This window comes from Streptomyces venetus (genome assembly GCF_039540295.1).
In the GTDB taxonomy this organism is placed as follows: Bacteria; Actinomycetota; Actinomycetes; order Streptomycetales; family Streptomycetaceae; genus Streptomyces; species Streptomyces venetus.
This window is the reverse complement of the sequence record NZ_BAABET010000004.1, coordinates 524,838-549,666: the sequence shown is the minus strand read 5'-3', so window position 1 is coordinate 549,666 and position 24,829 is coordinate 524,838. Positions and strand designations below refer to the sequence as shown.

Annotated in this window: 26 protein-coding genes; 18 read left to right on the top strand and 8 right to left on the bottom strand. The window is 71.1% G+C overall.

The features are described from left to right. Nucleotides 1-118: 118 nt before the first annotated feature. The 13 genes from ABEA82_RS16205 (at nt 119) to ABEA82_RS16145 (ending at nt 13,187) form a co-directional block, all read left to right on the top strand. Nucleotides 119-1,072, top strand: a complete 954-nt coding sequence (locus tag ABEA82_RS16205) for an ROK family protein (RefSeq protein WP_345662180.1) — start codon at nt 119-121, stop codon at nt 1,070-1,072. 121 nt (nt 1,073-1,193) lie between these two features. Continuing rightward, the gene (locus ABEA82_RS16200) at nt 1,194-1,634 is read left to right on the top strand and encodes a helix-turn-helix transcriptional regulator (RefSeq protein ID WP_345662179.1); all 441 of its coding nucleotides are present in this window, start codon (nt 1,194-1,196) and stop codon (nt 1,632-1,634) included. A gap of 10 nt (nt 1,635-1,644) precedes the next feature. Next, nucleotides 1,645-2,061, top strand: a complete 417-nt coding sequence (locus ABEA82_RS16195; RefSeq protein WP_345662178.1) for a VOC family protein — start codon at nt 1,645-1,647, stop codon at nt 2,059-2,061. Between the two features lie 138 nt (nt 2,062-2,199). Further along, nucleotides 2,200-4,593 carry an ATP-binding cassette domain-containing protein gene (locus ABEA82_RS16190; RefSeq protein ID WP_345662177.1) on the top strand — a complete coding sequence of 798 codons (2,394 nt, stop codon included), beginning with the start codon at nt 2,200-2,202 and terminating at the stop codon, nt 4,591-4,593. A gap of 162 nt (nt 4,594-4,755) precedes the next feature. Beyond that, nucleotides 4,756-5,031 carry a hypothetical protein gene (locus tag ABEA82_RS16185; RefSeq protein WP_345662176.1) on the top strand — a complete coding sequence of 92 codons (276 nt, stop codon included), beginning with the start codon at nt 4,756-4,758 and terminating at the stop codon, nt 5,029-5,031. Nucleotides 5,032-5,081: 50 nt separating this feature from the next. After that, nucleotides 5,082-5,306, top strand: coding sequence for a hypothetical protein (locus ABEA82_RS16180; RefSeq protein WP_003988364.1), 225 nt, complete (start codon nt 5,082-5,084; stop codon nt 5,304-5,306). A gap of 67 nt (nt 5,307-5,373) precedes the next feature. Beyond that, the gene (locus ABEA82_RS16175; protein WP_345662175.1) at nt 5,374-5,592 is read left to right on the top strand and encodes a hypothetical protein; all 219 of its coding nucleotides are present in this window, start codon (nt 5,374-5,376) and stop codon (nt 5,590-5,592) included. Between the two features lie 147 nt (nt 5,593-5,739). Then, nucleotides 5,740-6,783 carry an NUDIX hydrolase gene (locus tag ABEA82_RS16170; protein WP_345662174.1) on the top strand — a complete coding sequence of 348 codons (1,044 nt, stop codon included), beginning with the start codon at nt 5,740-5,742 and terminating at the stop codon, nt 6,781-6,783. A gap of 302 nt (nt 6,784-7,085) precedes the next feature. Next, entirely contained in the window at nt 7,086-8,117 is a 1,032-nt protein-coding gene (locus tag ABEA82_RS16165; protein WP_345662173.1) for an ABC transporter permease, read from the top strand. Nucleotides 8,118-8,194: 77 nt separating this feature from the next. Then, the gene (locus ABEA82_RS16160; protein ID WP_345662172.1) at nt 8,195-9,874 is read left to right on the top strand and encodes an ABC transporter substrate-binding protein; all 1,680 of its coding nucleotides are present in this window, start codon (nt 8,195-8,197) and stop codon (nt 9,872-9,874) included. A gap of 77 nt (nt 9,875-9,951) precedes the next feature. Then, complete coding sequence (locus tag ABEA82_RS16155; RefSeq protein ID WP_345662171.1) at nt 9,952-10,944, top strand: ABC transporter permease; 993 nt, start codon at nt 9,952-9,954, stop codon at nt 10,942-10,944. Nucleotides 10,945-10,971: 27 nt separating this feature from the next. Further along, complete coding sequence (locus ABEA82_RS16150) at nt 10,972-12,075, top strand: ABC transporter ATP-binding protein (protein WP_345662170.1); 1,104 nt, start codon at nt 10,972-10,974, stop codon at nt 12,073-12,075. Nucleotides 12,076-12,101: 26 nt separating this feature from the next. Next, nucleotides 12,102-13,187 (top strand): ABC transporter ATP-binding protein, encoded by a 1,086-nt coding sequence (locus tag ABEA82_RS16145; RefSeq protein ID WP_345662169.1) that lies wholly within the window; start codon nt 12,102-12,104, stop codon nt 13,185-13,187. On the opposite strand, the gene ABEA82_RS16140 is transcribed toward ABEA82_RS16145, so the two are convergent. Beyond that, nucleotides 13,184-13,894 (bottom strand): MBL fold metallo-hydrolase, encoded by a 711-nt coding sequence (locus ABEA82_RS16140; protein ID WP_345662168.1) that lies wholly within the window; start codon nt 13,892-13,894, stop codon nt 13,184-13,186. The two genes, ABEA82_RS16145 and ABEA82_RS16140, sit on opposite strands and share 4 nt — an antisense overlap. Before the next feature lie 61 nt (nt 13,895-13,955). Continuing rightward, on the bottom strand, nt 13,956-15,311 hold the full coding sequence (locus ABEA82_RS16135) for a dipeptidase (RefSeq protein WP_345662167.1): 1,356 nt from the start codon (nt 15,309-15,311) through the stop codon (nt 13,956-13,958). Nucleotides 15,312-15,445: 134 nt separating this feature from the next. Between ABEA82_RS16135 and ABEA82_RS16130 the strand changes: the two genes are divergently transcribed. Beyond that, nucleotides 15,446-16,690 (top strand): geranylgeranyl reductase family protein, encoded by a 1,245-nt coding sequence (locus tag ABEA82_RS16130; protein WP_345662166.1) that lies wholly within the window; start codon nt 15,446-15,448, stop codon nt 16,688-16,690. On the opposite strand, the gene ABEA82_RS16125 is transcribed toward ABEA82_RS16130, so the two are convergent. Beyond that, a complete protein-coding gene (locus ABEA82_RS16125; RefSeq protein ID WP_345662165.1) occupies nt 16,674-17,123 on the bottom strand; it encodes a nitroreductase family deazaflavin-dependent oxidoreductase in 450 nt (149 codons plus the stop codon). The genes ABEA82_RS16130 and ABEA82_RS16125 overlap by 17 nt on opposite strands. A gap of 152 nt (nt 17,124-17,275) precedes the next feature. Here ABEA82_RS16125 and ABEA82_RS16120 point away from each other — a divergent pair, with 152 nt between their 5' ends. Genes ABEA82_RS16120 through ABEA82_RS16110 form a run of 3 tightly spaced genes read left to right on the top strand, consistent with a single transcriptional unit; the run spans nt 17,276 to nt 19,989 of the window. Further along, complete coding sequence (locus tag ABEA82_RS16120; RefSeq protein WP_345662164.1) at nt 17,276-18,016, top strand: TetR/AcrR family transcriptional regulator; 741 nt, start codon at nt 17,276-17,278, stop codon at nt 18,014-18,016. A gap of 53 nt (nt 18,017-18,069) precedes the next feature. After that, complete coding sequence (locus ABEA82_RS16115) at nt 18,070-19,287, top strand: sensor histidine kinase (RefSeq protein WP_345662163.1); 1,218 nt, start codon at nt 18,070-18,072, stop codon at nt 19,285-19,287. A 36-nt stretch (nt 19,288-19,323) separates the two neighbouring features. Continuing rightward, a complete protein-coding gene (locus ABEA82_RS16110) occupies nt 19,324-19,989 on the top strand; it encodes a response regulator transcription factor (protein WP_345662162.1) in 666 nt (221 codons plus the stop codon). Here the strand turns inward: ABEA82_RS16110 and ABEA82_RS16105 are convergent. Continuing rightward, nucleotides 19,950-20,234, bottom strand: coding sequence for a DUF6332 family protein (locus ABEA82_RS16105; RefSeq protein ID WP_345662161.1), 285 nt, complete (start codon nt 20,232-20,234; stop codon nt 19,950-19,952). The two genes, ABEA82_RS16110 and ABEA82_RS16105, sit on opposite strands and share 40 nt — an antisense overlap. Nucleotides 20,235-20,304: 70 nt before the next feature. Continuing rightward, entirely contained in the window at nt 20,305-21,786 is a 1,482-nt protein-coding gene (locus tag ABEA82_RS16100; RefSeq protein WP_345662160.1) for an MFS transporter, read from the bottom strand. 87 nt (nt 21,787-21,873) lie between these two features. Here ABEA82_RS16100 and ABEA82_RS16095 point away from each other — a divergent pair, with 87 nt between their 5' ends. Beyond that, on the top strand, nt 21,874-22,269 hold the full coding sequence (locus ABEA82_RS16095) for a MarR family winged helix-turn-helix transcriptional regulator (protein ID WP_345662159.1): 396 nt from the start codon (nt 21,874-21,876) through the stop codon (nt 22,267-22,269). Between the two features lie 13 nt (nt 22,270-22,282). On the opposite strand, the gene ABEA82_RS16090 is transcribed toward ABEA82_RS16095, so the two are convergent. The 3 genes from ABEA82_RS16090 to ABEA82_RS16080 all read right to left on the bottom strand — a co-directional run bounded on the left by ABEA82_RS16090 (nt 22,283) and on the right by ABEA82_RS16080 (nt 24,746). Continuing rightward, the gene (locus ABEA82_RS16090; protein WP_345662158.1) at nt 22,283-23,011 is read right to left on the bottom strand and encodes a maleylpyruvate isomerase family mycothiol-dependent enzyme; all 729 of its coding nucleotides are present in this window, start codon (nt 23,009-23,011) and stop codon (nt 22,283-22,285) included. Nucleotides 23,012-23,054: 43 nt separating this feature from the next. After that, entirely contained in the window at nt 23,055-23,933 is an 879-nt protein-coding gene (locus tag ABEA82_RS16085) for an SDR family oxidoreductase (protein WP_345662157.1), read from the bottom strand. Nucleotides 23,934-24,050: 117 nt separating this feature from the next. Then, a complete protein-coding gene (locus tag ABEA82_RS16080; RefSeq protein WP_345662156.1) occupies nt 24,051-24,746 on the bottom strand; it encodes a TetR/AcrR family transcriptional regulator in 696 nt (231 codons plus the stop codon). Nucleotides 24,747-24,829: the final 83 nt, after the last annotated feature.

Below are 24,829 nucleotides of genomic sequence, written 5' to 3'. Positions count from 1 at the left end.
GCATAGAACCTGGACAACGTTGTCAGGCTCGGGGGAGACTGTCCACCACAATCTCCGGACCGCGCCTCACCGCTGGCCGGCCGGTCCTTTTCACTGTCGACGGGGAGATCCGACGCTGATGCACACCGACCTCGTGGCTGCGCTCGACATCGGCGGCACCAAGATCGCCGGCGCTCTGGTGGACGGCCACGGCCGGATCCAGGTCCGCGCCCAGCGGCCGACGCCCGCCCGGGAGGACGGCGACACCGTGATGCGGGCCGTGCAGGAGGTCGTCGGCGAGCTGACCGTCTCGCCGCTGTGGGAGCGCGCCACGGCCGTGGGGATCGGCAGCGCCGGGCCGGTGGACAGGTCGGCGGGCACGGTGAGCCCGGTGAACGTGCCCGGCTGGCGCGACTACCCCCTCGTCGGACGCGTCCGGGCGGCGGCCGGGGGCCTGCCCGTCGAGCTGATCGGCGACGGTGTGGCGATCACGGCGGCCGAACACTGGCAGGGCGCCGCCCGGGGCCACGACAACGCGCTGTGCATGGTCGTCTCCACGGGCGTCGGCGGCGGCCTGGTACTCGGCGGCCGGCTGCACGCCGGGCCCACCGGCAACGCCGGTCACATCGGCCACATCAGCGTGGATCTCGACGGTGATCCGTGCCCGTGCGGCTCGCGCGGCTGTGTGGAGCGCATCGCGAGCGGCCCCAACATCGCCCGGCGCGCGCTGGAGAACGGCTGGCGGCCCGGCCCCGACGGCGACACCTCCGCCGCGGCGGTGGCCGCCGCCGCCCGGGCCGGTGACCCGGTCGCCGTCGCCTCCTTCGAGCGGGCCGCCCAGGCGCTGGCCGCCGGCATCGCCGCGACCGCCACCCTCGTGGAGATCGACATCGCGGTGATCGGCGGGGGAGTGGGCAAGGCGGGCGAGGTCCTCTTCGCACCGCTGCGCAAGGCCCTGAGCTCCTACGCGACCCTGTCCTTCGCCCGGCATCTGGCCGTGGCACCGGCCCAGATGGGCACCGACGCCGGCCTGGTGGGCGCGGCGGCGGCAGCGCTCACGGAGCGGACGGGCGCGGCCGCCGCCGGGGTGTGAGACCGGGCAGGAACGTTCAGCCGGGGCACTCCGGCGGTTGTTCCGCACACGCCCGTCCGGGATACCGGGATTTCTCTCGGAAAGCGACCGAACGTCCGTGCGGTGTGGCACGATCTCGCTTGTGAGCAGCAGACCCGCCCCGGCGCAGCGCCTGCGTGATCTCGCGCGACTGCGCCGGGTCAAGGACCGGATCGACCGGGAGTACGCGCAGCCTCTGGACGTGGAGGCGCTGGCCCGGGGTGTGCACATGTCGGCCGGGCACCTCAGCCGCGAGTTCAAGCTCGCCTACGGCGAGTCGCCCTACAGCTACCTCATGACGCGTCGCATCGAGCGCGCGATGTCGCTGCTGCGCCGCGGCGACCTCAGCGTCACCGAGGTGTGTTTCGAGGTCGGCTGCTCGTCGCTGGGCACCTTCAGCACGCGTTTCACCGAACTCGTCGGCATGCCGCCCAGCGCCTACCGCCAGGCGGCCCGCACCACCGCGGGGATCCCGACGTGCGTGTCGAAGCAGGTGACCAGACCGGTCAGGAATCGAGAAGCGCCCACCTCGACCCGAAACTAGCGTGAGGGCCATGGACATCAGTATTCACGCCAGCTTCCTCCCGCACGACGACCCGGACGCCGCCCTGGCGTTCTACCGCGACACCCTGGGCTTCGAAGTGCGCAACGACGTCGGGTACCAGGGCATGCGCTGGATCACGGTCGGCCCCGTCGGCCAGCCCGCCACGAACATCGTCCTGCACCCACCGGCCGCCGACCCCGGCGTCACCGATGACGAGCGCCGCGTCATCGCCGAGATGATGGCCAAGGGCACCTACGCCAGCATCGTCCTGGCCACCCCCGACGTCGACGGCACCTTCGAGCGGGTGCAGGCCGGTGACGCCGAGGTGGTCCAGGAGCCCACGGACCAGCCCTACGGCGTACGCGACTGCGCCTTCCGCGACCCGGCGGGCAACATGGTCCGCATCCAGCAGGTGAAGGCGCAGTAGCGGCCTTCAGACCGGCGTGTCACCCCGCGGGATCCCGCGTCCCGCAGGTTTCCCCGTCTCCCCCGCGCCGCCCCGAGGCCGGCGCGGGGGAGCGAGATCGTCCGCGTGCGGCAGCACCGCCTGACAGATGGAGTCACCATGAGCAAGGCCACGACGACGGACAGACGGTCGCCCGGGCCGCACGTTGCCGACAGCCATGACGTGATCGGCGTGCACGGCGCACGCGAGAACAACCTCAAGGACGTCAGCATCGAGATCCCGAAGCGCCGGCTGACGGTCTTCACCGGTGTCTCCGGCTCGGGCAAGAGCTCGCTGGTGTTCGACACGATCGCGGCGGAGTCGCAGCGGCTGATCAACGAGACCTACAGCGCCTTCCTGCAAGGTTTCATGCCGAACCTGGCCCGGCCCGACGTCGACGTCCTCGACGGTCTGACCACCGTGATCGCCGTGGACCAGCAGCGGATGGGTTCCGACCCCCGCTCCACCGTCGGCACCGCCACCGACGCCAACGCGATGCTGCGCATCCTCTTCAGTCGCCTCGGCAAGCCGCACATCGGCCCACCCGGCGCGTTCTCCTTCAACACCGCCTCGGTCAGCGCGAGCGGCGGCCTGACGGTCGACCGGGGCGCCGACAGGACCAAGACCGAGAAGGTGACCTTCAGCCGCACCGGCGGCATGTGCACGCACTGCGAGGGCCGGGGCACGGTCTCCGACATCGACCTCACCCAGCTCTACGACGACTCCAAGTCGCTCTCCGAGGACCCGTTCACCATCCCCACGTACACGGGCGGCGGCTGGGTCGTGCGGGTCATCGCCGAGTCGGGCTTCTTCGACAAGGAGAAGCCCATTCGCGAGTACACCAAGAAGGAGCGGCACGACTTCCTCTACCGCGAGCCGACCAAGGTGAAGATCAACGGTGTCAACCTCACCTACGAGGGGCTGATTCCGAAGATCCAGAAGAGCTTCCTCTCCAAGGACCGCGAGTCGATGCAGCCGCACATCCGGGCGTTCGTGGACCGGGCGGTCACCTTCACGGAGTGTCCCGAGTGCGACGGCACGCGGCTGAGCGAGGCGGCCCGCTCCTCGAAGATCGGCACGGTCAGCATCGCCGACGTCTGCGCGATGGAGATCCGCGACCTGGCCGAATGGGTCCGCGGGCTGACGGAGCCGTCCGTGGCGCCCCTGCTCGCCAAGCTCCAGCACACCCTCGACTCGTTCGTGGAGATCGGCCTCGGCTACCTCTCCCTCGACCGGGCTTCCGGCACGCTCTCCGGTGGCGAGGCGCAGCGCACCAAGATGATCCGCCACCTCGGGTCCGCGCTCACCGACGTCACCTATGTCTTCGACGAGCCCACCATCGGCCTGCACCCCCATGACATCCAGCGGATGAACAACCTGCTCCTGCGCCTGCGCGACAAGGGCAACACCGTGCTGGTCGTGGAGCACAAGCCGGAGACGATCGCCATCGCCGACCACGTCGTGGACCTCGGCCCCCGCGCCGGAACGGCGGGCGGCACCGTCTGCTTCGAGGGCACGGTCGAGGGCCTGCGAGCCGCCGACACCGTCACCGGCCGTCATCTCGACGACCGGGCCAAGATCAAGCCGACGGTCCGCAAGCCCACCGGCGCGCTGGAGATCCGGGGCGCGTCGGCGAACAACCTCCAGAACGTCGACGTCGACATCCCGCTCGGAGTGCTCACCGTGGTCACCGGGGTCGCCGGCTCCGGCAAGAGCTCGCTCCTGCACGGCTCGATCCCCGCCGCCGAGGGCGTGGTGGCGGTCGACCAGACCCCGATCCGCGGCTCCAGGCGCAGCAACCCGGCGACGTACACCGGGCTGGCCGACCCGATCCGCAAGGCCTTCGCCAAGGCCAACGGCGTGAAGCCCGCGCTGTTCAGCGCCAACTCCGAGGGCGCCTGCCCCACCTGCAACGGCGCCGGTGTCATCTACACCGACCTGGCGATCATGCAGAGCGTCGCCACCCCGTGCGAGGAGTGCGAGGGCAGGCGGTTCGGGGCATCGGTCCTGGAGTACCGCCTCGGTGGCCGCGACATCAGCGAGGTGCTCGGGATGCCGGTGACCGAGGCCGAGGAGTTCTTCGGCGGCGGTGAGGCCCACACCCCGGCCGCGCACCGGATCCTGGAGCGGCTCGCCGACGTCGGGCTCGGTTATCTCACCCTCGGCCAGCCGCTCACCACGCTGTCCGGTGGCGAGCGGCAGCGGCTGAAGCTGGCGACGCACATGGCCGACAAGGGCGGGGTGTACATCCTCGACGAGCCCACCACCGGGCTCCACCTCGCCGACGTCGAGCAGCTGCTCGGGCTGCTCGACCGGCTCGTCGACTCGGGCAAGTCGGTCATCGTCATCGAGCACCACCAGGCGGTCATGGCGCACGCCGACTGGATCATCGACCTGGGCCCGGGGGCGGGCCACGACGGTGGCCGGGTCGTCTTCGAGGGCACGCCGGCCGACCTGGTCGCGGCCCGCCCGACCCTGACCGGGGAGCACCTCGCGGCCTACGTCGGCGGCTGACGGGGGCTCCGGGGACGGCCGTGGGGCAGGTGCGCCCTGCCGGCGCTCGCCGCACGGCCGTTCAAGGTGGGCATTTACGACATAAAGCGTGAATCGGGTGAATAACGGCAACGTCTCGAGGGCACTCCGTCTGCTGAACTCCCCGACAGAACGGAGCCCCTGATGATCATCAAGAAGATGCACGAGATGGGCATCCGCAGCGAGCACGCCTACCTGGCCGCCATGACCTCCGTCGGCCTGAGCGTCGTCGCCTGGATGGGTTCGTTGAAGATGGAACACGGCACCGGCCTCGCCCGTGCCGACCGCTGGGGCATCTTCGTCGGCGAGTGGGCACCCACCTTCTTCGGCCTCGGCCTCGCCCTGTCCCACTACGAACAGCAGGACGGAACCCTCACCGCCGAGGTCCACGAGTTCCGCCAGCCGCGGAAGGCGGGCTGAACGGCCCAGCCCGACGAGCCCGCGACGCCGTCCGCGCGCACCCTGGTGCCATGGCGTCCGTGAAACCCGTCGTGGTCTACCCGCCCGCCGCTGACGGCGGCCGGCGGGTCCGTGTGGACGACCAGTTCCTCGGGATCGCGTACGGGCTGCTGGACGTCGCCGAGTTCCTGCGGCGGGCCGGGATCGAGGACGCGGACGAGGCGTACGCGGCCGTGTCGGGGCTGATCGAATGGCGCGGTGGCGGGCCCGGCACCTGGGGCGACGACTCCCGGTGACGCCGCCCCTTCGCCCAGTCGGGTCCGGCTGCGTGACCCGGGGGCGGGTCCGGCCGTTGTGCGGGGCATGAAGAAGCGCAGCATGCTCGCCATCGCCTCCCTCGCCACCGGCTTCGTCGTCGCGGCGGTCACTCCGTCCCACGCCGTCGGTGAGGGCCTCGGCCCCATCAGCGTGGACGAGACCCTCAAGACGCTCAACCAGACCGTCGCCAAGGACGGCCTGGCCGTGGCCAAGAAGGGCGGCGCCAAGAAGGTCGTCAAGAACGACGTCCGGAGGAAGGGCTGACGAGCCGCTCAGGCTCCGGTCCACGGCGTCGGCGCTTCCCCGGTGAGGGGGGCGCCGGCGCCGTTCTCGTGCGCCCTCAACTGGTCCTGGTTTCCGTGGCAGGGTGGAGCGGGCAAGCCTCAGGGGGCCAACAGAAGAGGGGGACCTGTGACCGTCGTCTGGATCAACGGCGCGTTCGGTGCGGGGAAGACCACCACCGCACGGGAACTGATCGAACTGATCCCGAACAGCACGCTCTTCGACCCGGAGGTCATCGGCGGTGCGCTCGCCCACCTGCTGCCGCCCAAACACCTCGCCGAGGTCGGCGACTTCCAGGAGCTGCCGATCTGGCGGCGGCTCGTGATCGACACGGCCGCCGCGATGCTCGGCGAGCTCGGCGGGACCCTGGTGGTCCCCATGACCCTGCTGCGTCAGGAGTACCGCGACGAGATCTTCGGCGGCCTGGCCGCGCGCAGGATTCCGGTCAGCCATATCCTGCTCGCTCCGGCCGAAACGATACTGCGGGAGCGTATAGCGGGCCGCGAGGTTCCGCGGGATCTTCCCGACGGCGAGGTGCGAATACGTCAGTGGTCCTTCGACCACATCAAGCCGTACCGGGCCGCCCTCGCCTCCTGGCTCACCGCCGACGCCCACCTGGTCGACACCAGCCACCTGACGCCGTACGAGACCGCCGCCCGGATCGCCGAGGCCGTCAACAACGGCACCGTGCCCGTCTGCGACATCGTGCAGACGCCCGAGCCCACCGCCGAGACACTCGCCGCCGGGGTGCTCCTCTTCGACGAGCGGGACCGGGTGCTGCTCGTCGATCCCACCTACAAGGCCGGCTGGGAGTTCCCGGGCGGTGTCGTCGAGCCCGGTGAGGCGCCCGCGCGCGCGGGAGTGCGGGAGGTCGCCGAGGAGACGGGCATCCGCCTCGACGCGTTGCCCAGCCTGCTCGTCGTCGACTGGGAACGCCCCGTGCCCCCAGGGTTCGGTGGCCTGCGGCTCCTCTTCGACGGCGGTCTCCTCGACTCCGCGGAAGCCGGACGGCTGTTGCTGCCCGGACCGGAACTGCGTGACTGGCGGTTCGTCAGCGAGGAGGAGGCCGCCGAACTGCTGCCCCCGGTGCGCTACGAGCGGCTGCGCTGGGCACTGCGGGCACGCGAACGCGGAGCGGCGATCTATCTGGAAGCCGGAGTGCCGGTCGGCTGAGCCGGCCTGTCCGCTCCCCTTTACCTGGTGCGGGGGATTCCGAGGGAAAAGCAATAGGAGACGGCTCCGCGGCCACTTCTAAGTGCTGCCCAAGGAATCGCCCGCACTTCTTCACGCTGCGGGTAATCACATTCCCCGCTCGCGTCAACACTTTTCCATGACCGCAAACAATCCCTTTTCTGGCCCCTGCTCGTCTTGACCGGACTCGTACGGCGTTGCGAAAGTCCGCAATGTCTCACGGCGGCACTCACGACCGCCACTCAATTTCCTTGCCCCAGGGGCAGATCCGGGATGTCCGTACGATGACCACGCAACACCAGCCGGTCGACACCGGCGGCGGCACCGCGCTGCTCACCGAGCCGTCGACGCAGGACTCCAGACCCGGCGGCACCGTTGCCGCCGGGCGTTCCCCGGCCCGGACGGCCTGGAAGCGGATCAGGCGGGACAAGGTCACCATGGCCGCCCTGGTCGCCACCCTTGTGTTCGTCCTGATCGCGCTGCTCGCACCGGTCCTCACCGCGCTGACCGGCTGGGGGCCGATCACCCCCGACAACAAGGCGATCGATCCCGACACGGGCAACTTCCCCTACGGGTCCCTGGGCGGCATCAGCGCCCGGCATCTGCTCGGCGTCGAACCGGGCACGGGCTACGACCTGTTCGCCCGGATCGTCTACGGACTGCGCACCTCCCTCTACGTGGGACTCGCCTCCGCCGTGCTGTCCACCGCCGTCGGTGTCGTGGCCGGGCTCGCGGCCGGCTACTTCGGCGGCTGGGTCGACTCCCTGCTGTCCCGGGTCATGGACGTGATGCTGGCGTTCCCGCAGTTGCTGTTCATCATCGCGCTCACCCCGGTGATCCAGAACGCGTTGCAGACCAACAGCCACGGCGGCACCGACGAGAACCTCCGCCTCCTCGTCCTGGTCCTCAACATCGCGGTCTTCGCCTGGGCCTACACCGCCCGCCTGGTGCGCGGCCAGGTGCTGTCCCTGCGCGAACGGGAGTTCGTCGACGCCGCGCGGCTGATGAGCGCCGGCCGGCGGCACATCCTCTTCCGGCAGCTGCTGCCCAACCTGTGGGCGCCGATCCTGATCTCCTTCGCCCTCGCCGTCCCGCAGAACATCACCACCGAGGCGGCCCTTTCGTACCTGGGCGTCGGCGTCATCCCGCCCACCCCCGACTGGGGAGCCCTGCTGTCGGACGCCTCCCAGTTCTTCCTCCAGGACCCGATGTACCTCTTCGTGCCCGGCGTCCTGCTCCTCCTGCTGGTCCTGGCGCTCAACCTCCTCGGGGACGGCGTCCGGGACGTCCTGGACCCCCGCGCCCGGCGCGCCTGACCGGCCACCCTCCCGAGTGTCGGCCCGGCGGTCCCATGAACGGCCGCCGGGCCAGTAGCAAGAACGGAGTTTCCTCGATGACGCGCAGCACGCGCAGATCGCGCACGGTCGCTCTCACGGCAACCGCCGTGGTGGTCGCCCTGGGGGCCACCGCATGCGGAGGGTCCGCGAGCGGCAGCAGTGGCAGCGGCGCCCCCGGCAAGGGCGGCACCCTGACCATCCTGAACAAGGCGGACTACGACCACCTCGACCCCCAGCGCGTCTACACGACCGAGGGGTCGAGCATGGACGAGGAGATCGTCCGCACCCTCACCGGCTGGGACGAGACCGGATCGACCCCGAAGCTGGTCGGCGACCTGGCCACCGACACCGGGACCCCGAGCAAGGGCGCCACCGTCTGGACCTTCCACCTGCGGCACGGTGTCAAGTACCAGGACGGCACCGAGGTCACCGCCCCGGACGTCAAGTACGGCGTGGAGCGCTTCTTCTCCTCCGACATCAACGGCGGCCCGCCCTACGCCTCCCAGTGGCTCGTCGGCGGCTCCGACTACAAGGGTCCCTATCAGGGCAAGCAACTCGGCTCCATCCAGACGCCGGACAAGTACACCGTCGTCTTCCATCTGAACCAGCCTGTGGCCGACTTCAACGAGACCACCACCATGACCGGCTGGTCCGCCGTGCCCAAGGCCCACGACACCGGCTCGACCTACGACACCAAGGTCTGGTCGGACGGCCCGTACATGATCAAGTCGTACACCAAGAACAAGGAACTCGTCCTCACCCGGAACACGCACTGGTCCCAGGCGACCGACCCGATCCGGCAGCAGAACGTCGACACCATGGACGTCAGGTTCGGCCAGGACGAGTCGGCCATCGACCAGCAGATCAAGTCCGACGCCGGCACGGCGCAGACGTCGATCCAGCAGTGGCCGATCGCGGGCTCCGACCTGGCCCAGCTCGCGAACGACCCGTCCCTGAAGAACCGTTACTACAAGATCCCCGCGCCCGGCATCAACTACCTGGCCATCAACACCACCAGGATCAAGGATCCCAAGGTCCGCCAGGCGATCGAGTACGCGATCGACAAGACCACGGTCCGGGGCGCGTTCGGCGGCGCCGCGTACGGTGACTACGCCACCACCATGCTCAGCCCCGGCATCGGCGGCTACCGGAAGTTCAACCGGTACAGCGCCAACCCGGCGGGCAACCTCGCCCGGGCCAAGGCCCTGATGAAGCAGGCCGGCGACCCGAAGCCGAGCATGTCGATCGCCGTGGAGAACACGCCCACCCAGGAGCATTTCGCCGACGCCGTGAAGACCGCGCTGGAGCGCATCGGCATCACCGTCAACATCACCCCGATCGACGCGTCGAACTACTTCAGCACCGTCAACAACGTGAAGAACCAGTACGACCTGACCTGGGGCGACTGGATCGCCGACTGGCCGAACGCCTCCACGGTGCTGCCCACCCTCTTCGACGGCCGGCTGATCAAGAAGAACCCGCAGGCCAACCAGGACCTGTCGTACCTGAACGACCCGAAGGTCGACGCGCTCATCGACAAAGCCGCCAGGATGACCGACGTCAAGCAGCGCAACGCCGCCTACGGACAGATGGACGAGCAGATCCTGAAGGACGCCGCGGTGGTGCCGCTGACCTACATGAACTTCAGCGACATGTCCGGCTCCAAGGTCGGCGGAGTCATCCCGGACACGATCCTGGCCGAGCCGAGCCTGGTCCACGTCTACGTCAAGCACTGACGGACGCACTCCTTCGAACCCCGCCGGCGGCCTGGGCCGCCGGCGGGCAGCCCACTCACGTCAGGTCCCGGCACCCCATGTTTCGTTACCTCGTCAGACGCCTGCTGGCAGCGGCCGTGATCATGCTGGTGATCACCACCATCACCTTCTTCATCTTCTTCGCCCTGCCCTCCGACCCCGCGTTGCTCGCCTGCGGCAAGACCTGCTCCCCCTCCCGGCTCGCGGAGATCAAGCACTCGCTGGGCCTGGACCAGAGCTATCTCACGCAGTTCTGGGAGTTCCTCAAGGGGCTGTTCGCCGGCCGTGACTTCGGCGACCAGAGCGTCCGCATCCACTGCGGGGCCCCCTGCCTCGGTGTCTCCTTCCAGACCGACACCCCCGTCCTGACCACGCTGCTGGAGGACTTCCCGGCGGACCTCTCCCTCGGTCTCGGCGCCGCGGTGGCGTTCCTGGTCCTGGGCGTCGGCCTCGGCACCGTCGCCGCGGTCCGCAGGGGCCGGGCCGCCGACAAGGCGGCGGTCGGACTGGCCCTGTTCGGCGTGTCGGTGCAGATCTACTTCATCGGTCTGCTGCTGCTGTACCTCTTCGTCGACAAGTTCCAGATCCTGCCGGCCTCCGGCTACACACCGATCACCGAGGACCCGGCCGGCTGGTTCCAGGGGCTGATCCTGCCGTGGACCACCCTGGTCGTCGTCTACCTCGCGATGTACACCCGGCTCACCCGCTCCTCCATGCTGGAGGTCTTCGCCGAGGACTACATGCGCACCGCCCGCGCCAAGGGCCTGCCGGCCGCCACCGTCGTCCTCAAACACGGACTGCGGGCCGCCGTCACCCCGATCATCACCATCTTCGGCATGGACGTCGGCTCCCTGATCGGCGGCTCCGCGGTCATCACCGAGTCGGTGTTCGGCATCAACGGCATCGGCAAGCTCGCCGTCGACTCCGTCCAGAACTCCGACCTGCCGGTCATCCTCGGCACCACGCTCTTCGCCGCGACCTTCGTCGTCCTCGCCAACGTCGTCGTCGACCTGGTGTACGGCCTCGTCGACCCGCGCGTACGCCTCGCCTGAGCCCTTCTTCGTCCTTAGGAACCACCCGTGTCCGTTCAGACCTCACCGCACCCCGCGGACGTCACGCCCGCGCCCCCACCCTTCCTCGACGTACGCGACCTCAGGGTGCACTTCCCGACCGAGGACGGCGTCGTCAAGTCCGTCGACGGCGTCTCCTTCACCCTGGAGAAGGGCAGGACCCTCGGCATCGTCGGCGAGTCGGGCTCCGGCAAGTCGGTGACCTCGCTGGCCCTGCTCGGACTGCACAAGGGCACCCGCGCCCGGGTATCCGGCGAGATCCGGCTGGAGGGCAGGGAACTCGTCGCCCTGCCCGAGGCCGAGATGCGCCGACTCCGCGGCCGTACCGTCTCCATGATCTTCCAGGACCCGCTGTCCGCGCTGCACCCCTTCTTCACCATCGGCTCCCAGATAGCCGAGGCCTACCGCGTGCACCACGAGGTCTCCAGGAAGGAGGCCAGGGAGCGGGCGGTGGAGATGCTGAAACGCGTCGGCATCCCGCAGCCAGAACGCCGGGTCAGGGACTATCCGCACCAGTTCTCCGGCGGCATGCGCCAGCGCGCCATGATCGCCATGTCCCTGGTCTGCGACCCCGCCCTGCTCATCGCCGACGAACCCACCACGGCCCTGGACGTCACCGTCCAGGCGCAGATCCTCGACCTGATCCGCGATCTCCAGGAGGAGTTCGGCTCCGCCGTCGTCATCATCACGCACGACCTCGGCGTCGTCTCCGACATCGCCGACGACATCCTGGTGATGTACGCCGGCCGCCGCATCGAGTACGGCACCACCCGCGAGGTGCTCACCCAACCCCAGCACCCGTACACCTGGGGCCTGTTGCAGTCGATGCCGCACCTCACCGGGGACGTCGGCGTACGGCTGAATCCGATCCCCGGCACCCCGCCGAGCCTGATCAACGTGCCGGACGGCTGCTCCTTCCACCCGCGCTGCGCCTACAAGGGCCGGGTGCCGGAAGGGCGCTGCACCGTGGACCGCCCCGAGCTGCGCCTCGTCTCCGGCACCGCAGGGCACATCGCCGCCTGCCATCTCACCGACGAGGCCAAGCAGGAGCTCCGGGTCGGGGCCGGCCGGCCGGACGACGGCGGTGCCGGAACCGTACGGGCCGCGCAGTGACGACGGCGGACGAAAGGGAGCATGCCGTGAGCACCATCCAGCCCCTCACGGGGCAGGCCGCCGACCGCACGACCGGAGAGAACCTCCTCGAAGTGCGCGGTCTGCAGAAGCACTTCCCCCTCCGGCAGGGCATCGTCTTCCGGCGGCAGATCGGGGCCGTCCGCGCCGTCGACGGCATCGACTTCTCGGTCGGTCCCGGCGAGTCGCTGGGCCTGGTCGGCGAGTCCGGCTGCGGCAAGTCGACCACGGGCCGGCTGATCACCCGGCTGCTCGAACCCACCGGCGGGTCCGTGCTGTTCGACGGCGAGGACATCACTCACCGGCCCGCCGCACGGATGCGGGAGGCCCGTCGCAACCTCCAGATGATCTTCCAGGACCCGTACTCCTCGCTGAACCCCCGGCACACCGTCGGCACCATCATCGAGACGCCGATGCGCCTCAACTCCATCGACCCGCCCCAGGGCCACAAGCGCCGCGCGCAGGAACTCCTGGAGACGGTGGGGCTCAACCCCGAGCACTACAACCGCTACCCGAACGAGTTCTCCGGCGGCCAGCGCCAGCGCATCGGCATCGCCCGCGCCCTCGCCCTGCGGCCGAAGCTGATCGTCGCCGACGAGCCCGTCTCCGCGCTGGACGTCTCCATCCAGGCGCAGGTCGTGAACCTGCTCCAGGACCTCCAGCGGGAGTTCGGCATCGCCTTCGTCTTCATCGCTCACGACCTCGCCGTCGTACGGCACTTCTCCGAACGGGTCGCCGTGATGTACCTCGGCAAGATCGTCGAGGTCGCCGCACGGGAGTCCCTCTACACCCGCCCCCGCCACCCGTACACCCACGCGCTGCTGTCCGCCGTGCCCGAGGCCGACCCCGACGCCCCACAGCGGCGCGAGCGCATCCGGCTGGCCGGTGACGTGCCCTCACCGATCGACCCGCCCTCCGGTTGCCGCTTCCGCACCCGCTGCTGGAAGGCCCAGGACAGGTGCGCCACCGAGGATCCGCCGCTGGTTCGTGTCGAGGGCAGCCCCGCCGGCCATCTGACCGCCTGCCACTTTCCCGAGGAGCCGTCCCTCACCGCCCGCGAGGAGGCCATCGTCCTGGACCCGGCGCTCGACTAGGCGGGGTCGCCCGTGATCGCGCCGCGCAGCGCCTCGGCCGCCTGCCCCAGCATCGGGGCCCCGTGGCCGAAGCAGGCCACGTCCGCGTCCAGCTCCGCCAGTCGCCGGCAGGCCGTGAGGACCTGGGCGCGATCGAGGTTGAACACGCCGGGCATCACCGTGCCGTCCACGGGCGACGCGGCGACCGTGTCACCCGTGAACAGCACGCCGTGCTCCGGGAGATGGAGCGCGATGCTGCCGGGCGTGTGTCCTGGCACGTGCACGACGTGCGCCCCGCCGCCCACGTCCAGTACGTCACCGCCGGACAACTCGGTGACCTGGGCCGGGCGTACGTGGTCCCCCTGGGGCAGGAGTCTCGCGGCCTGCTCGTACAGCGGCCGCTCCCAGTCCTCGAACACCGGGGGCGGGCCCGGCACGTCGCCGCGCACGGCAGGGGCGTCGAGCCGGTGCGCCAGCACCTCGGCACCGGTGAGCGCGGCCAACTCGCCCGCCCCGCCCGCGTGGTCCTCGTGGAAGTGGGTGAGCACGATCCGCCGTACGGCCCCGGGGGCCCGGCCGAGCGCGGCCACCGCCTCGGCGATCGGGGCACCGGAACCGGCCGGACCGGCGTCGATCAGCGTCAGTTCGTCGCCGTCGCGCCAGAGGTAGGCCTGGCCGACCGGGAAGCGCAGCAGGTGCAGACGGGGGAGGAGTTCGATGACGTCCATGGGGCGACACTAGGAAAGGCCCCCGTCCCCGGACGAGGGCCTCTGCTGAGGGCAGAGCCGGTCAGCTCGCCGCGTAGTTCCGCAGGAACAGCGCCTCGGCCACCGACAGCCGCTCCAGTTCTCCCGGGGACACGCTCTCGTTCACCGCGTGGATCTGCGCCTCCGGCTCGCTCAGCCCGATGAGCAGGATCTCCGCCTGCGGATAGAGGGCGGCCAGCGTGTTGCACAGCGGGATGGAGCCGCCCTGCCCGGCGTACTGCATGCGCTGCCCCGGGTAGGCCGCCGCCATCGCGTCCGCCATCGCCCGGTACGCCGGGCTGGAGGTGTCGGCACGGAAGGCCTGGCCCTGGCCGATCTGCTCGGTGCTCACGCGCGCGCCCCACGGCGTGTGCGCCTCCAGGTGCGCCTGGAGCAGCTTGGTCGCCTCGGCCGCGTCCACGCCCGGCGGCACCCGCAGGCTGATCAGCGCACGGGCGCCGGCCTGCACGGACGGGGTGGCGCCGACGACGGGCGGGCAGTCGATGCCGAGGACCGTCACGGCCGGCCGGGCCCAGATGCGGTCGGCGACCGTGCCGGAGCCGATCAGCTCCACGTCGTCCAGCACCTTGGCGTCCCGGCGGAACTGCTCCTCGTCGTACGGGAGCCCCTCCCAGGCCGCGTCCGCGGCCAGTCCGTCGACGGTCGTCGAACCGTCCTCGGCGCGCAGCGAGTCCAGGACGCGGATCAGAGCGGCGAGCGCGTCGGGCGCGGCACCGCCGAACTGGCCCGAGTGCAGGTTGCCGGCGAGCGTGTCGACCCGGACGCGGACGAGGGTCATACCGCGCAGGGTGGAGGTGACGGTCGGCAGACCGACCCGGAAGTTGCCCGCGTCGCCGATGACGATCGTGTCGGCCTCCAGCAGCTCCGGGTGCTCCTCGGCGTACCGCTCCAGGCCGCCCGTGCCTTGCTCCTCGGATCCCTCCGCGATCACCTTCACATGGACCGGTACCCCGCCGTTCGCCTTCAGCGCGCGCAGTGCCAGCAGATGCATGATCACGCCGCCCTTGCAGTCGGCGGCCCCGCGCCCGTACCAGCGCCCGTCCCGCTCGGTCAGCTCGAACGGCGGGGTGCTCCAGGCGGCCTCGTCCAGCGGCGGCTGCACGTCGTAGTGGGCGTAGAGCAGGACGGTCTTCGCGCCCTCCGGGCCGGGCAGGTAGCCGTACACCGACTGCGTCCCGTCGGGGGTGTCGAGCAGGGCCACGTCCTGGAAACCCTCGGCGGCGAGCGCGTCGGCGACCCAGCGGGCGGCGCCCTCGCTCTCGCTCCTCGGGAACTGGTCGAAGTCGGCCACCGACCGGAAAGCCACCAGTTCGGTGAGTTCCGCCTTCGCCCTCGGCATCAGCGAGGCGACGGTCTCGGCAACCGGATTCGACGACATGGGCACGCTCCTCGTGGGTGCGACGTTGTAGCGGTGAGTGCTGTAGATCCTCCCACAGCGGACTGTGACGAGGTCCGCCGTAGGATGCGGGAGGTAGCAGCGGCAGGCGGCTTGATCGGGAGCAGTAGACCATCGTGAGCAGCGAGAACTCTTCGGCGGACGACGTGCAGCAAGTGTGGGACGTCGTCGTGGTGGGCGCGGGACCCGCGGGCGCTTCGGCCGCGTACGCGGCGGCGGTCGCCGGCAGACGCGTGCTGTTGCTGGAGAAAGCGGAGCTGCCGCGGTACAAGACGTGCGGCGGCGGCATCATCGGTCCCTCGCGCGACTCCCTCCCGCCCGGCTTCGAGCTGCCGCTCAGGGACCGGGTGCATGCGGTGACGTTCTCCCACAACGGCCGCTTCACCCGCACCCGCCGGTCCAGGCAGATGCTGTTCGGGCTGATCAACCGGCCCGAGTTCGACCAGCAGCTCGTCGAGCACGCCCAGAAGGCGGGCGCCGAAGTGCGTACGGGGGTCACCGTCCAGCGGGTCGAGCAGCACGGCTCGACGGTGCCCGACCGGCGCACGGTCGCCGTGCTCCTCCAGGGCGGCGAGGTCCTGCTCGCGCGCGCCGTGGTCGGCGCGGACGGCAGCGCCAGCCGCATAGGCGCCCATGTCGGGGTCAAGGTCGACCAGGTGGACCTCGGCCTGGAGGTGGAGATCCCCGTGCCGGACACCGTGGCCGAGGACTGGAAGGGGCGGGTGCTCATCGACTGGGGCCCGATGCCCGGCAGTTACGGCTGGGTCTTCCCCAAGGGCGACACCCTGACGGTCGGAGTGATCTCGGCGCGGGGTGAAGGCGCCGCCACGAAGCGGTACTTGGAGGAGTTCGTCGGGCGGCTGGGCCTCGCCGGATTCGAACCCGGCATCTCCTCCGGGCACTTGACCCGCTGCCGTGCCGACGACTCGCCGCTGTCCCGTGGACGGGTGCTGGTGTGCGGCGACGCGGCGGGCCTGCTGGAGCCGTGGACCCGCGAGGGCATCTCCTTCGCGCTGCGGTCCGGGCGGCTCGCGGGGGAGTGGGCGGTCCGGATCGCCGAGGCCCACGACGCGGTGGAGACCCGCCGGCAGGCGCTCAACTACGCGTTCGCGGTCAAGGCCGGGCTCGGCGTGGAGATGAGTGTAGGCAAGCGGCTGCTGGCCGTGTTCGAGCGCCGTCCCGGGCTGTTCCACGCGGCACTGACGAGCTTCCGCCCGGCCTGGAAGGCGTTCAAGGACATCGCGCAGGGCGCCACCTCCCTGGGCGAGATCGTCCGCACGCATCCGATGGCCCAGCGTGCCCTGGCCGCGCTGGACCGTCGTCCCGCCGTGCCGGACGACGAGGTCAGCCCTTCAGGGTGATCTCGAAGACCGGATGGTCGGGGGCGATCCGGCGGAGCTGGTCGTCCGGGGAGTCCGGGCCGACCCCGGCGAAGAAGACCCCGACCTCGGCTTTCCAGCGCTTGAGGTAGGCGCGCAGGATCGGGGTCTTGTCGTCGTCGGCCACCTCGGTCGCGGTGAACGGGTCCACGCGCTTGCCGAGGTGCAGCTCGCCGCCGCCCGCCGCGCGCATGTTGTGCGTCCACTGGACGTGACCGCGGGGCGCGACGAGGTACTGCCGGCCGTCCAGGGTCAGCAGGTTGACCGGGGTGGTGCGCCACTGGCCGCTCTTGCGGCCGCGGACGGCGAGGACGCGGGAGCCCCAGACGCTGATGCCGCGGCGGGTCATCCAGGCCACGAGGCGGTTGAAGACGTTGACGGTGAACCAGCCGGGCTTCCGGACGTGTGTGGACATGGGGTCCCCCTGCTCACTCATTGTGGAGCGGTGCTCTCTTTTGTGAGCACTGCTCTCGCTCGATGGGTTCAGTCTGCCCGAGGTCGACCCGTGAAGCAAGAGCAGTGCTCTCGTTTGTGTGCACCGCTCTGCTTTCATGGCAGACTTCCCGCATGAGCACCGCACACGGCGCCCGTGCCCGGGCCAGGATCGAAGTCACCGCGGCCATCAAGGACGAGGCCCGCAGACAGCTCGCCGCGGAGGGCGCCGCCCGGCTCTCCCTGCGGGCCGTGGCCCGCGAGCTGGGCATGGCCTCGTCCGCGCTGTACCGCTACTTCCCCAGCCGTGACGACCTGCTGACCTCTCTCATCATCGACGCCTACGACTCCCTCGGCGAGCGGGCCGAGGCCGCTCATGAGTCGGCGACCGTCGATCCTTTCCGGCGGTGGATCGCGGTCTGTGAGGCGGTGCGGGGCTGGGCGCTGGACCACCCCCACGAGTACGCGCTGATCTACGGATCGCCCGTGCCCGGCTACACGGCCCCCGACACCACCGTCCCGTCAGCCGCCCGCGTCGGCCTCCTGCTCCTCGGCATCGCCCGCGACGCCCACCACGGCACCGGCTTGGCCGGCCCCGCACTGCCGTCCGAGCTGCGCCCGGAGGCCGAAAGGATGGCCGCCGACCTCGCGCCCGACCTTCCCCCGGAGGTGGTGTCAGCTCTCGTCGCGTCCTGGGCCCAGCTGTACGGCCTGGTCGGCTTCGAGCTGTTCGGCCAGTTCCACCGGGTGGTGGAGGACCGGGAGCCCTTCTTCCGCCACGCGGCGGGTCAACTGGCTCGGGGAGTGGGGCTGGTGCCCGGTCCTGCCGAGGACGCGGCGCCGGACGGCGGTGTACTTCCCGGGGAGTACGCGTGATCGCCACGCCGGGGTGACGCCGGTGCGGGAGTCCGGCGTCTAGCGTGGCCGGTATGGACGAGCAGCGCGTGCGGAGCGGGCCGCCGCAGTGGTGGCGGCACGGGCCCGCGTGGTGGGACCGGTGGGAAGGACGGGGATCTCGGTGGCCCTGGCGGTCCACCGTCGTCGTGACCGCGTTCGTGCTGGCCGGGTCGAACTTCGCCGCCCACGGGCAGCAGGGAGAGCGGGCGGAGCTGGATGTCTTCGCGCGCGTGCTGCTGCTGGTGGCCGGAGGGCTGCTGCTGTGGCGGAAGCGGTACCCCGTGGCCGTTGTGTTCGGCACGGCCGCCGCCGTCATGGTGTACCTGGGAGCCGGATACCCCTACGGGCCGGTGCTCTTCACCGTCGCCCTGGCGTGCTTCAGCGCGATCGTCGCCGGGCATCGCTGGGCCGCGTGGGCGGCGATGGGCATGCTCTGGGCCGGGCACGTCCTGGTGGCGCACTGGCTCTACCGGTGGCTGCCGCCGTCGGGGGACTCCGCCCTCTCCTGGGGCGAGGAGATCGTCGTCGCCACCTGGGTGGTGGCGATCGTGGCGGTGTCGGAGCTGTTCCGGGTCCGGCGCGAGCAGTGGATCCGCGAGCGGGCCGAGCGGGCCGAGGCCGCGCGGCGGCGGGCCGACGAGGAGCGGCTGCGGATCGCCCGGGAGCTGCACGACGTACTCGCCCACAGCATCTCTGTGATCAATGTGCAGGCGGGGGTCGGCCTCGCGCTCCTCGACACCGACCCCGAGCAGGCCCGCTCGGCGCTCACCACGATCAAGGCCAAGAGCAAGGAGGCGCTCGGCGAGGTGCGCCAGGTGCTCGGCACCCTGCGCGCGCCCGGTGACGCACCACGCGCCCCGGCCCCCGGGCTGGACCGGCTGCCCGAACTGGTGGCGCAGGCGGCGAGCGCGGGCCTGACCGTCGACGTCGAGGGCGAGCCGCCGCGCCTCGCGCCGGGCACCGACCTCGCCGCCTTCCGGATCGTCCAGGAGGCCCTGACCAACGTCGTACGGCACTCGGGCTCGCGGCACGCCCGCGTGCACCTCGCCCACGACGCGCGCGTGCTGCGGCTGCGCGTCGACGACGACGGGCCCGCGACCGGCGCCGAGGCCGGCGGCAGCGGCAACGGGCTGGCCGGTATGCGGGAGCGGGCCGCCGCGCTGGGTGGCACCATCGAGGCGGGGACCCGTCCGGACGGCGGTTTCCGGGTGCTCGCCGAACTGCCGATGACGGCGTCCGCCGGTCCGTGAGGCGGCGGCGAACCGAGGACGACACATGGAGGACCGGTGATCCGCGTACTGCTCGCCGACGACCAGTCACTGGTCCGGGCGGGGTTCCGGGCGCTGCTCGACGCGCAGCCGGACATCGAGGTGGCCGCGGAGGCCGCCGACGGCGAGGAGGCCGTGCGTCGGGTCCGTGAACTGCGGCCCGACGTCGTCCTGATGGACATCCGGATGCCCGCGCTCGACGGCCTGGCCGCGACCCGCCGGGTCACCGAGGACCCGGCCCTGAAGGACGTGAAGGTGGTCATGCTGACCACCTTCGAGCTCGACGAGTACGTCTTCGAGGCGATCCGCTCGGGCGCCTCCGGCTTCCTGGTGAAGGACACCGAGCCGGACGAGCTCCTGCGTGCCGTACGGGCGGTGGTCGCGGGCGACGCGCTGCTGTCGCCGGGGGTGACACGCAGGCTGATCGGCGAGTTCGCGGCCCGTTCCAAGGAGCCGGCGGCGGCCGATGCCCTGGCCTTGCTCACCGAGCGGGAGCGTGAGGTGATGACCCTGGTCGGTATCGGCCTGTCCAACGAGGAGATCGCGCGTCGCCTGGTGGTCAGCCCGCTCACCGCGAAGACCCACGTCAGCCGCACGATGGTGAAGCTGAATGCCCGCGACAGGGCCCAACTCGTCGTGCTCGCCTACGAGTCGGGGCTCGTGCGGCCGGGCTGGCTGGGCTGACCCGCCGACCGGAACCGGACCAGCACGCTGACGACCCGGGCGGCGAAGAGGACGGGCGCGAGCACCAGGCCGATGCGCGGCAGCAGGCGTTCCGCCGTGTCCGGCAGGTCGAAGAGCAGCGCCGGACCGGCCACCGCCCCGAAGACCACCGCCGCCGCGAAGGCCGCACTGCACAGCGCGTACCCGATCTCGACCGTGATCGCGTCTCGCTCGGCCTGAGTGCGCCGTCCCCCGTGATGCGTCATACGGTGAGTCAAACAGGGGCGCGCCCGGCGGGCAAGCAACTCCGCCGGGCGCGTGTGGAAGGCGCTCCCCCTAGTCGCGTACGGGTACGCGCTCCGCCTCCCTGAGAGTGGACTTGGCGACCACGACGGACGGACGGTTCCGGCGGGTCCGCAGGCCCGTGAGGGTGATCAGCAGGCCGGCGAGGGCGATGAGGGTCACGACGACGAAGCCGGGGCGGTAGCTGTCGAGGACGGCCTGCGGGGTGACGGCACCGTCCTCGGGGGCGTTCGCGGTCACCACCGCCGTCACCACGGCGAGGAAGATCGCGCCGCCCACCTGCACCGAGGTGTTGAGCAGCCCGGAGACCATGCCCTGCTCGTGCTCGTCGACGCCGTTGGTGGCCTGGACGTTGAGGGACGGGAAGGTCAGCGCGAAGCCCGAGCCGACCAGCAGCATCGTCGGCAGGATCGCCGCCACGTAGACCGGGTCGAGGTCGACGCGCAGGAACAGCACATAGCCGACCACCATCAGGACGAAGCCGAGCACCATCAGCCGGGCCGTGCCGAACCGGTCGATGACGGCCCCCACCTTCGTCGCGGACAGGGCCACCAGCGCGCCCGCCGGCAGGAACGCCAGCGCCGTGTGCAGCGCCGACCAGCCGAGCAGCTGCTGCATGTACAGCGTGACCAGGAACTGGAAGCCGATGTAGCTCCCGATGAACGTCATCGCACCCAGCTGAGCCCGCACCTGCGGCCCCGAGCGCAGCACCCCGAGCCGGATCAGCGGACCGGGGCTGCGCCGCTCGACGGCGACGAAGGCCACCAGCAGCACGGCCACCGCGGCGAAGGACAGCACGGTCCGGGCCGCGGCCCAGCCCACCTCGGGCGCCTCGACGACGGTGAAGACGAGCAGCAGCATCGAGGCGGTGCCGAGGACCGCGCCGGGGATGTCGTAGCCGCCCTGGCCGCGTTCGCGCTCACTGCGCGGCAGCAGCTTCAGGCCCACGAGCAGGGCGATCAGCGCGATGGGGGCGGGCAGCAGCATCGTGAGCCGCCAGCTCGCCTCGGTGAGCAGGCCGGAGAAGACCAGGCCCATCGAGTAGCCGGTGGCGCCGCAGGTGGTGTAGATGGCCAACGCCCGGTTGCGGAGCGGTCCTTCGGGGAACGTCGTGGTGATGATGGACAGACCGGCGGGGGCCGTGAAGGCCGCGCTCAGGCCTTTGACGAAGCGGCTGGCGATGAGCAGCGGTCCCGAGTCGACGATGCCGCCCAGCAGCGAGGCCAGTGCGAAGACGCCCAGGGCGACCAGGAAGACCTGACGCCGGCCCAGCAGGTCGGCGGTACGGCCGCCGAGGAGCAGCAGACCGCCGTAGCCGAGGATGTAGCCGCTGACGATCCATTGCAGCGCGGAGGTCGACAGGCCGAGGTCGGCGCCGATGGACGGCAGCGCCACGCCGACCATGGACACGTCCAGGGCATCCAGGAACATCGCGGCGCAGAGCACCAGGAGGGTGCCCCAGAGCCGGGGAGTCCAACGCCCGTCGGACGTCGGGGTGGTGAGCGGAGAGGTCATGCCCCGAGACACTACATGCGCATGCATGGAATGCAAGTGCATTTAATTCAGATGCAACAATCTTGGCTCTCTGTTACGGTTCCGCGCATGGCGGCGACCCAGGCCGAGCAGGCCCTCGTGGAACAGTGGCGGGACATTCTGGCGCTGCACGCGCGCACCCAGTGCGAACTCGACCGGGCCCTGCACGCTCATGGCCTGTGCGCGAGTGACTTCGAGGTGCTCGACGTCCTCGCCGGGTGCCGGGCGTCGAAGGGCACGCCCTCCTACCGCGTCCAGGAGATCTCCGAGCGGGTCCATCTCAGCCAGAGCGCGCTGTCACGGCTGATCGCCCGGCTGGAGAAGGAGGGGCTCGTCGAGCGCTGCATGTGTCCGCAGGACCGGCGGGGCGTGCAGGTCGCGCTCACGGCGAAGGGACGCGCGCTGCACGGCGAGGTACTGCCGGTGCAGCGCGCGGTACTCGAACGGATGCTGGCGGACGACTGATCCCGCCCGGGACTCAGACGGCCGACGCCTCCCGCCACAGAGTGGCGAGCGCCTGGTCGCCCGAGACGGTCGGCACCGAAGCCCGGTTCCACAGCGCCAGGTACAACTGCTCCGCCGGGCCCGAGAGTTCACAGTCGGCCTCCCCGGACGCGCCCGGCGTCGTCACGGGCGGTTCCGGGGACAGCCGTACGGTCCACACCGCGTCGGTGTCGTCCGTGCGCACCCGCAGCACACGCGGCTCGGGAGTGTGGAGCCGGCTCTTGGGCCGGGCTTGGAACCCGAGCAGGAGTTCGTCGATGCCGTCGGTCGCGAACTCCGGGGTGACGGCGGTCGGGGCGCCCCCGCGTGCGGCCTCCGCGTCGACCCGGTGCACCGCCGTCTCGTGCGCCTGCCGCCGGGCCCAGAAGGCCAGCGGGGACGGGGCAGGCAGGAAGGCCCAGCACGCCACGTCGGGTGCGGCGCCGGCCAGCGTGCCGACGAGGAGGCGGTGGCTGTCGCGGTACCAGTCCACCAGCTCCGCGCCGTCGAGGGCGGCGGGTTCGGGCAGGGGGCGGCGCTCGGTCAGGCCTTCCGCGACATAGGCGGCGGCCCAGCGGTGCACGGCGCCGGTGTGCCGCAGCAGGTCGCGCACCTGCCATTCCGGGCAGGTCGGCACCTTGGCGTCCGTCCCCGCCTTCTCGGCGGCCGCGGCCAGCAGCCGGCCCTCGTTCTCCAGCGCTTGAAGGAACTCGGCGGTCTCCATGCCGCCGAGTCTGCCGCATGGAGCGCGCTCCATGCCCCGGGGGTCACGGCAGCGGTGTGCCGCCCGTCGCGTTGACGATCTCGGCGGTGATGTACGACGCCTCCTGGGAGGCCAGGAAGACGTACGCCGGAGCCATCTCGGCCGGCTGCGCGGGCCGCCCGATGGGGGCCTGCTTGCCGAACGTCTGCGTGTCCGGCAGCGTCGCCGGGATCAGCGGGGTCCAGACCGGGCCCGGTGCCACCGCGTTGACGCGGATGCCCTTCTCGATCAGCATCTGCGCGAGGCCCTGCGTGAAGGTGACGATCGCGCCCTTCGTCGTCGCGTAGTCCAGCAGGTGCGGACTGGGCTTGTAGGCCTGCACCGACGTGGAGTTGATGATGCTGCCGCCCTCCGGGATGTGCGGCAGCGCCAGCTTGCACAGCCAGAACATGCCGTAGAGGTTGGTGCGCATCACCCGGTCGAACTGCTCGGTGGAGATCGCCTCGATGCCGTCGGGCTGCGACATCTGGTACGCCGCGTTGTTCACCAGGACGTCGATCCGGCCGAACTCCTCGACGGCACGGTCGATCAGCGCCCGGCAGTTCGCCTCCTCCCGCACGTCGCACGGGACGGGCACGGCACGCCGGCCTGCCTCCTCGACCAGCCGGGCCGTCTCGGAGGCGTCGTCCTTCTCGTCGTCCAGGTGGGTGAAGAGCACATCGGCTCCCTCACGGGCGAAGGCCAGGGCCACGGCCCGGCCGATCCCGGAGTCCCCACCGGTGATCACGGTCTTGCGGCCGGCCAGCCGGCCACTGCCCCGGTAGGACTCCTCACCGTGGTCCGGGGGCGGGTCCATGGGGCCGGTCCAGCCCGGGTGCGGCTGGTCCTGGGAGGGAAACTCCGGGGTCGGGTGCTGCTCGCCGGGGTGCTGCTGTTCGGTCACGGGTCTGCCTCCTCGTCCATGGCGTGCCCGGTGATCACCGGGGGCGAGCCCCGGGTACCCCGATCCAGGGTGCCGATCACCCGGGCCGGGGACGCGGCCGGCGTCGAGCGGGGCCGCTCAGCGCTCCTTGGGGGCCCGCGCCGCCAGCGCCTCCAGCACGAGGTCCACCGCCTCCTCGAAGGAACTGTCCGCCATCGCCGGCAGTTCGGAGCGGACGGCGGTCAGAGCCGGGTACGTATCCGGGTCCAGGCCCTGGTAGACGTTCCGCCAGGCGCGGTGATCGGCCTCGCGCCGCTCGCGCGGCAGGGCCTCGAACGCGGCGTCCGCGGCGGCGTGGCTGAGGACGGTGTCGATGAAGGCCAGGTAGAGCCGTGCGGCGCGGGACGGCTCAAAACCCGCCGACAGCAGCAGCCGGACCCCCGTCTCCACGGCCTGGATCTCGTTCCTGCGCCGGGTCACCCGGTGCGCGGCGAGGGCGGCCGCGCGAGGGTGGGCGAGATACCCGGCGCGGACCCGCAGGGCCATCTCCCGCAGTGCGGCCACCCAGTCGTCCCCGGGGACGAAACCGGCCATCGCGTCACCGATGATCCGGTCCGCGATGGCCAGCACCAGGTCGTCGGTGTCGTGGAAGTAGCGGTAGAGAGCGCTCGGATCGCAGCCCAGAGCCGCGCCGAGCCGGCGGACGCTCAGCGCCTCGGGACCGTGCTCGCCGATCAGCCGCAGCGCGGTGGCCACGATCAGGTCCTCCGACAGCAGGACCCCGGAGCGGGTGGGCCGCCGGCGCCTGCGTTCCTGCGGGACACGGGTGGACATGACCGGGCTCCTCTCGCAGCGGCCGACCGCCTGCTTCGGCACTCAGGGAACGGCCCGGCCGCACTTATGTCAACAGGATTGAC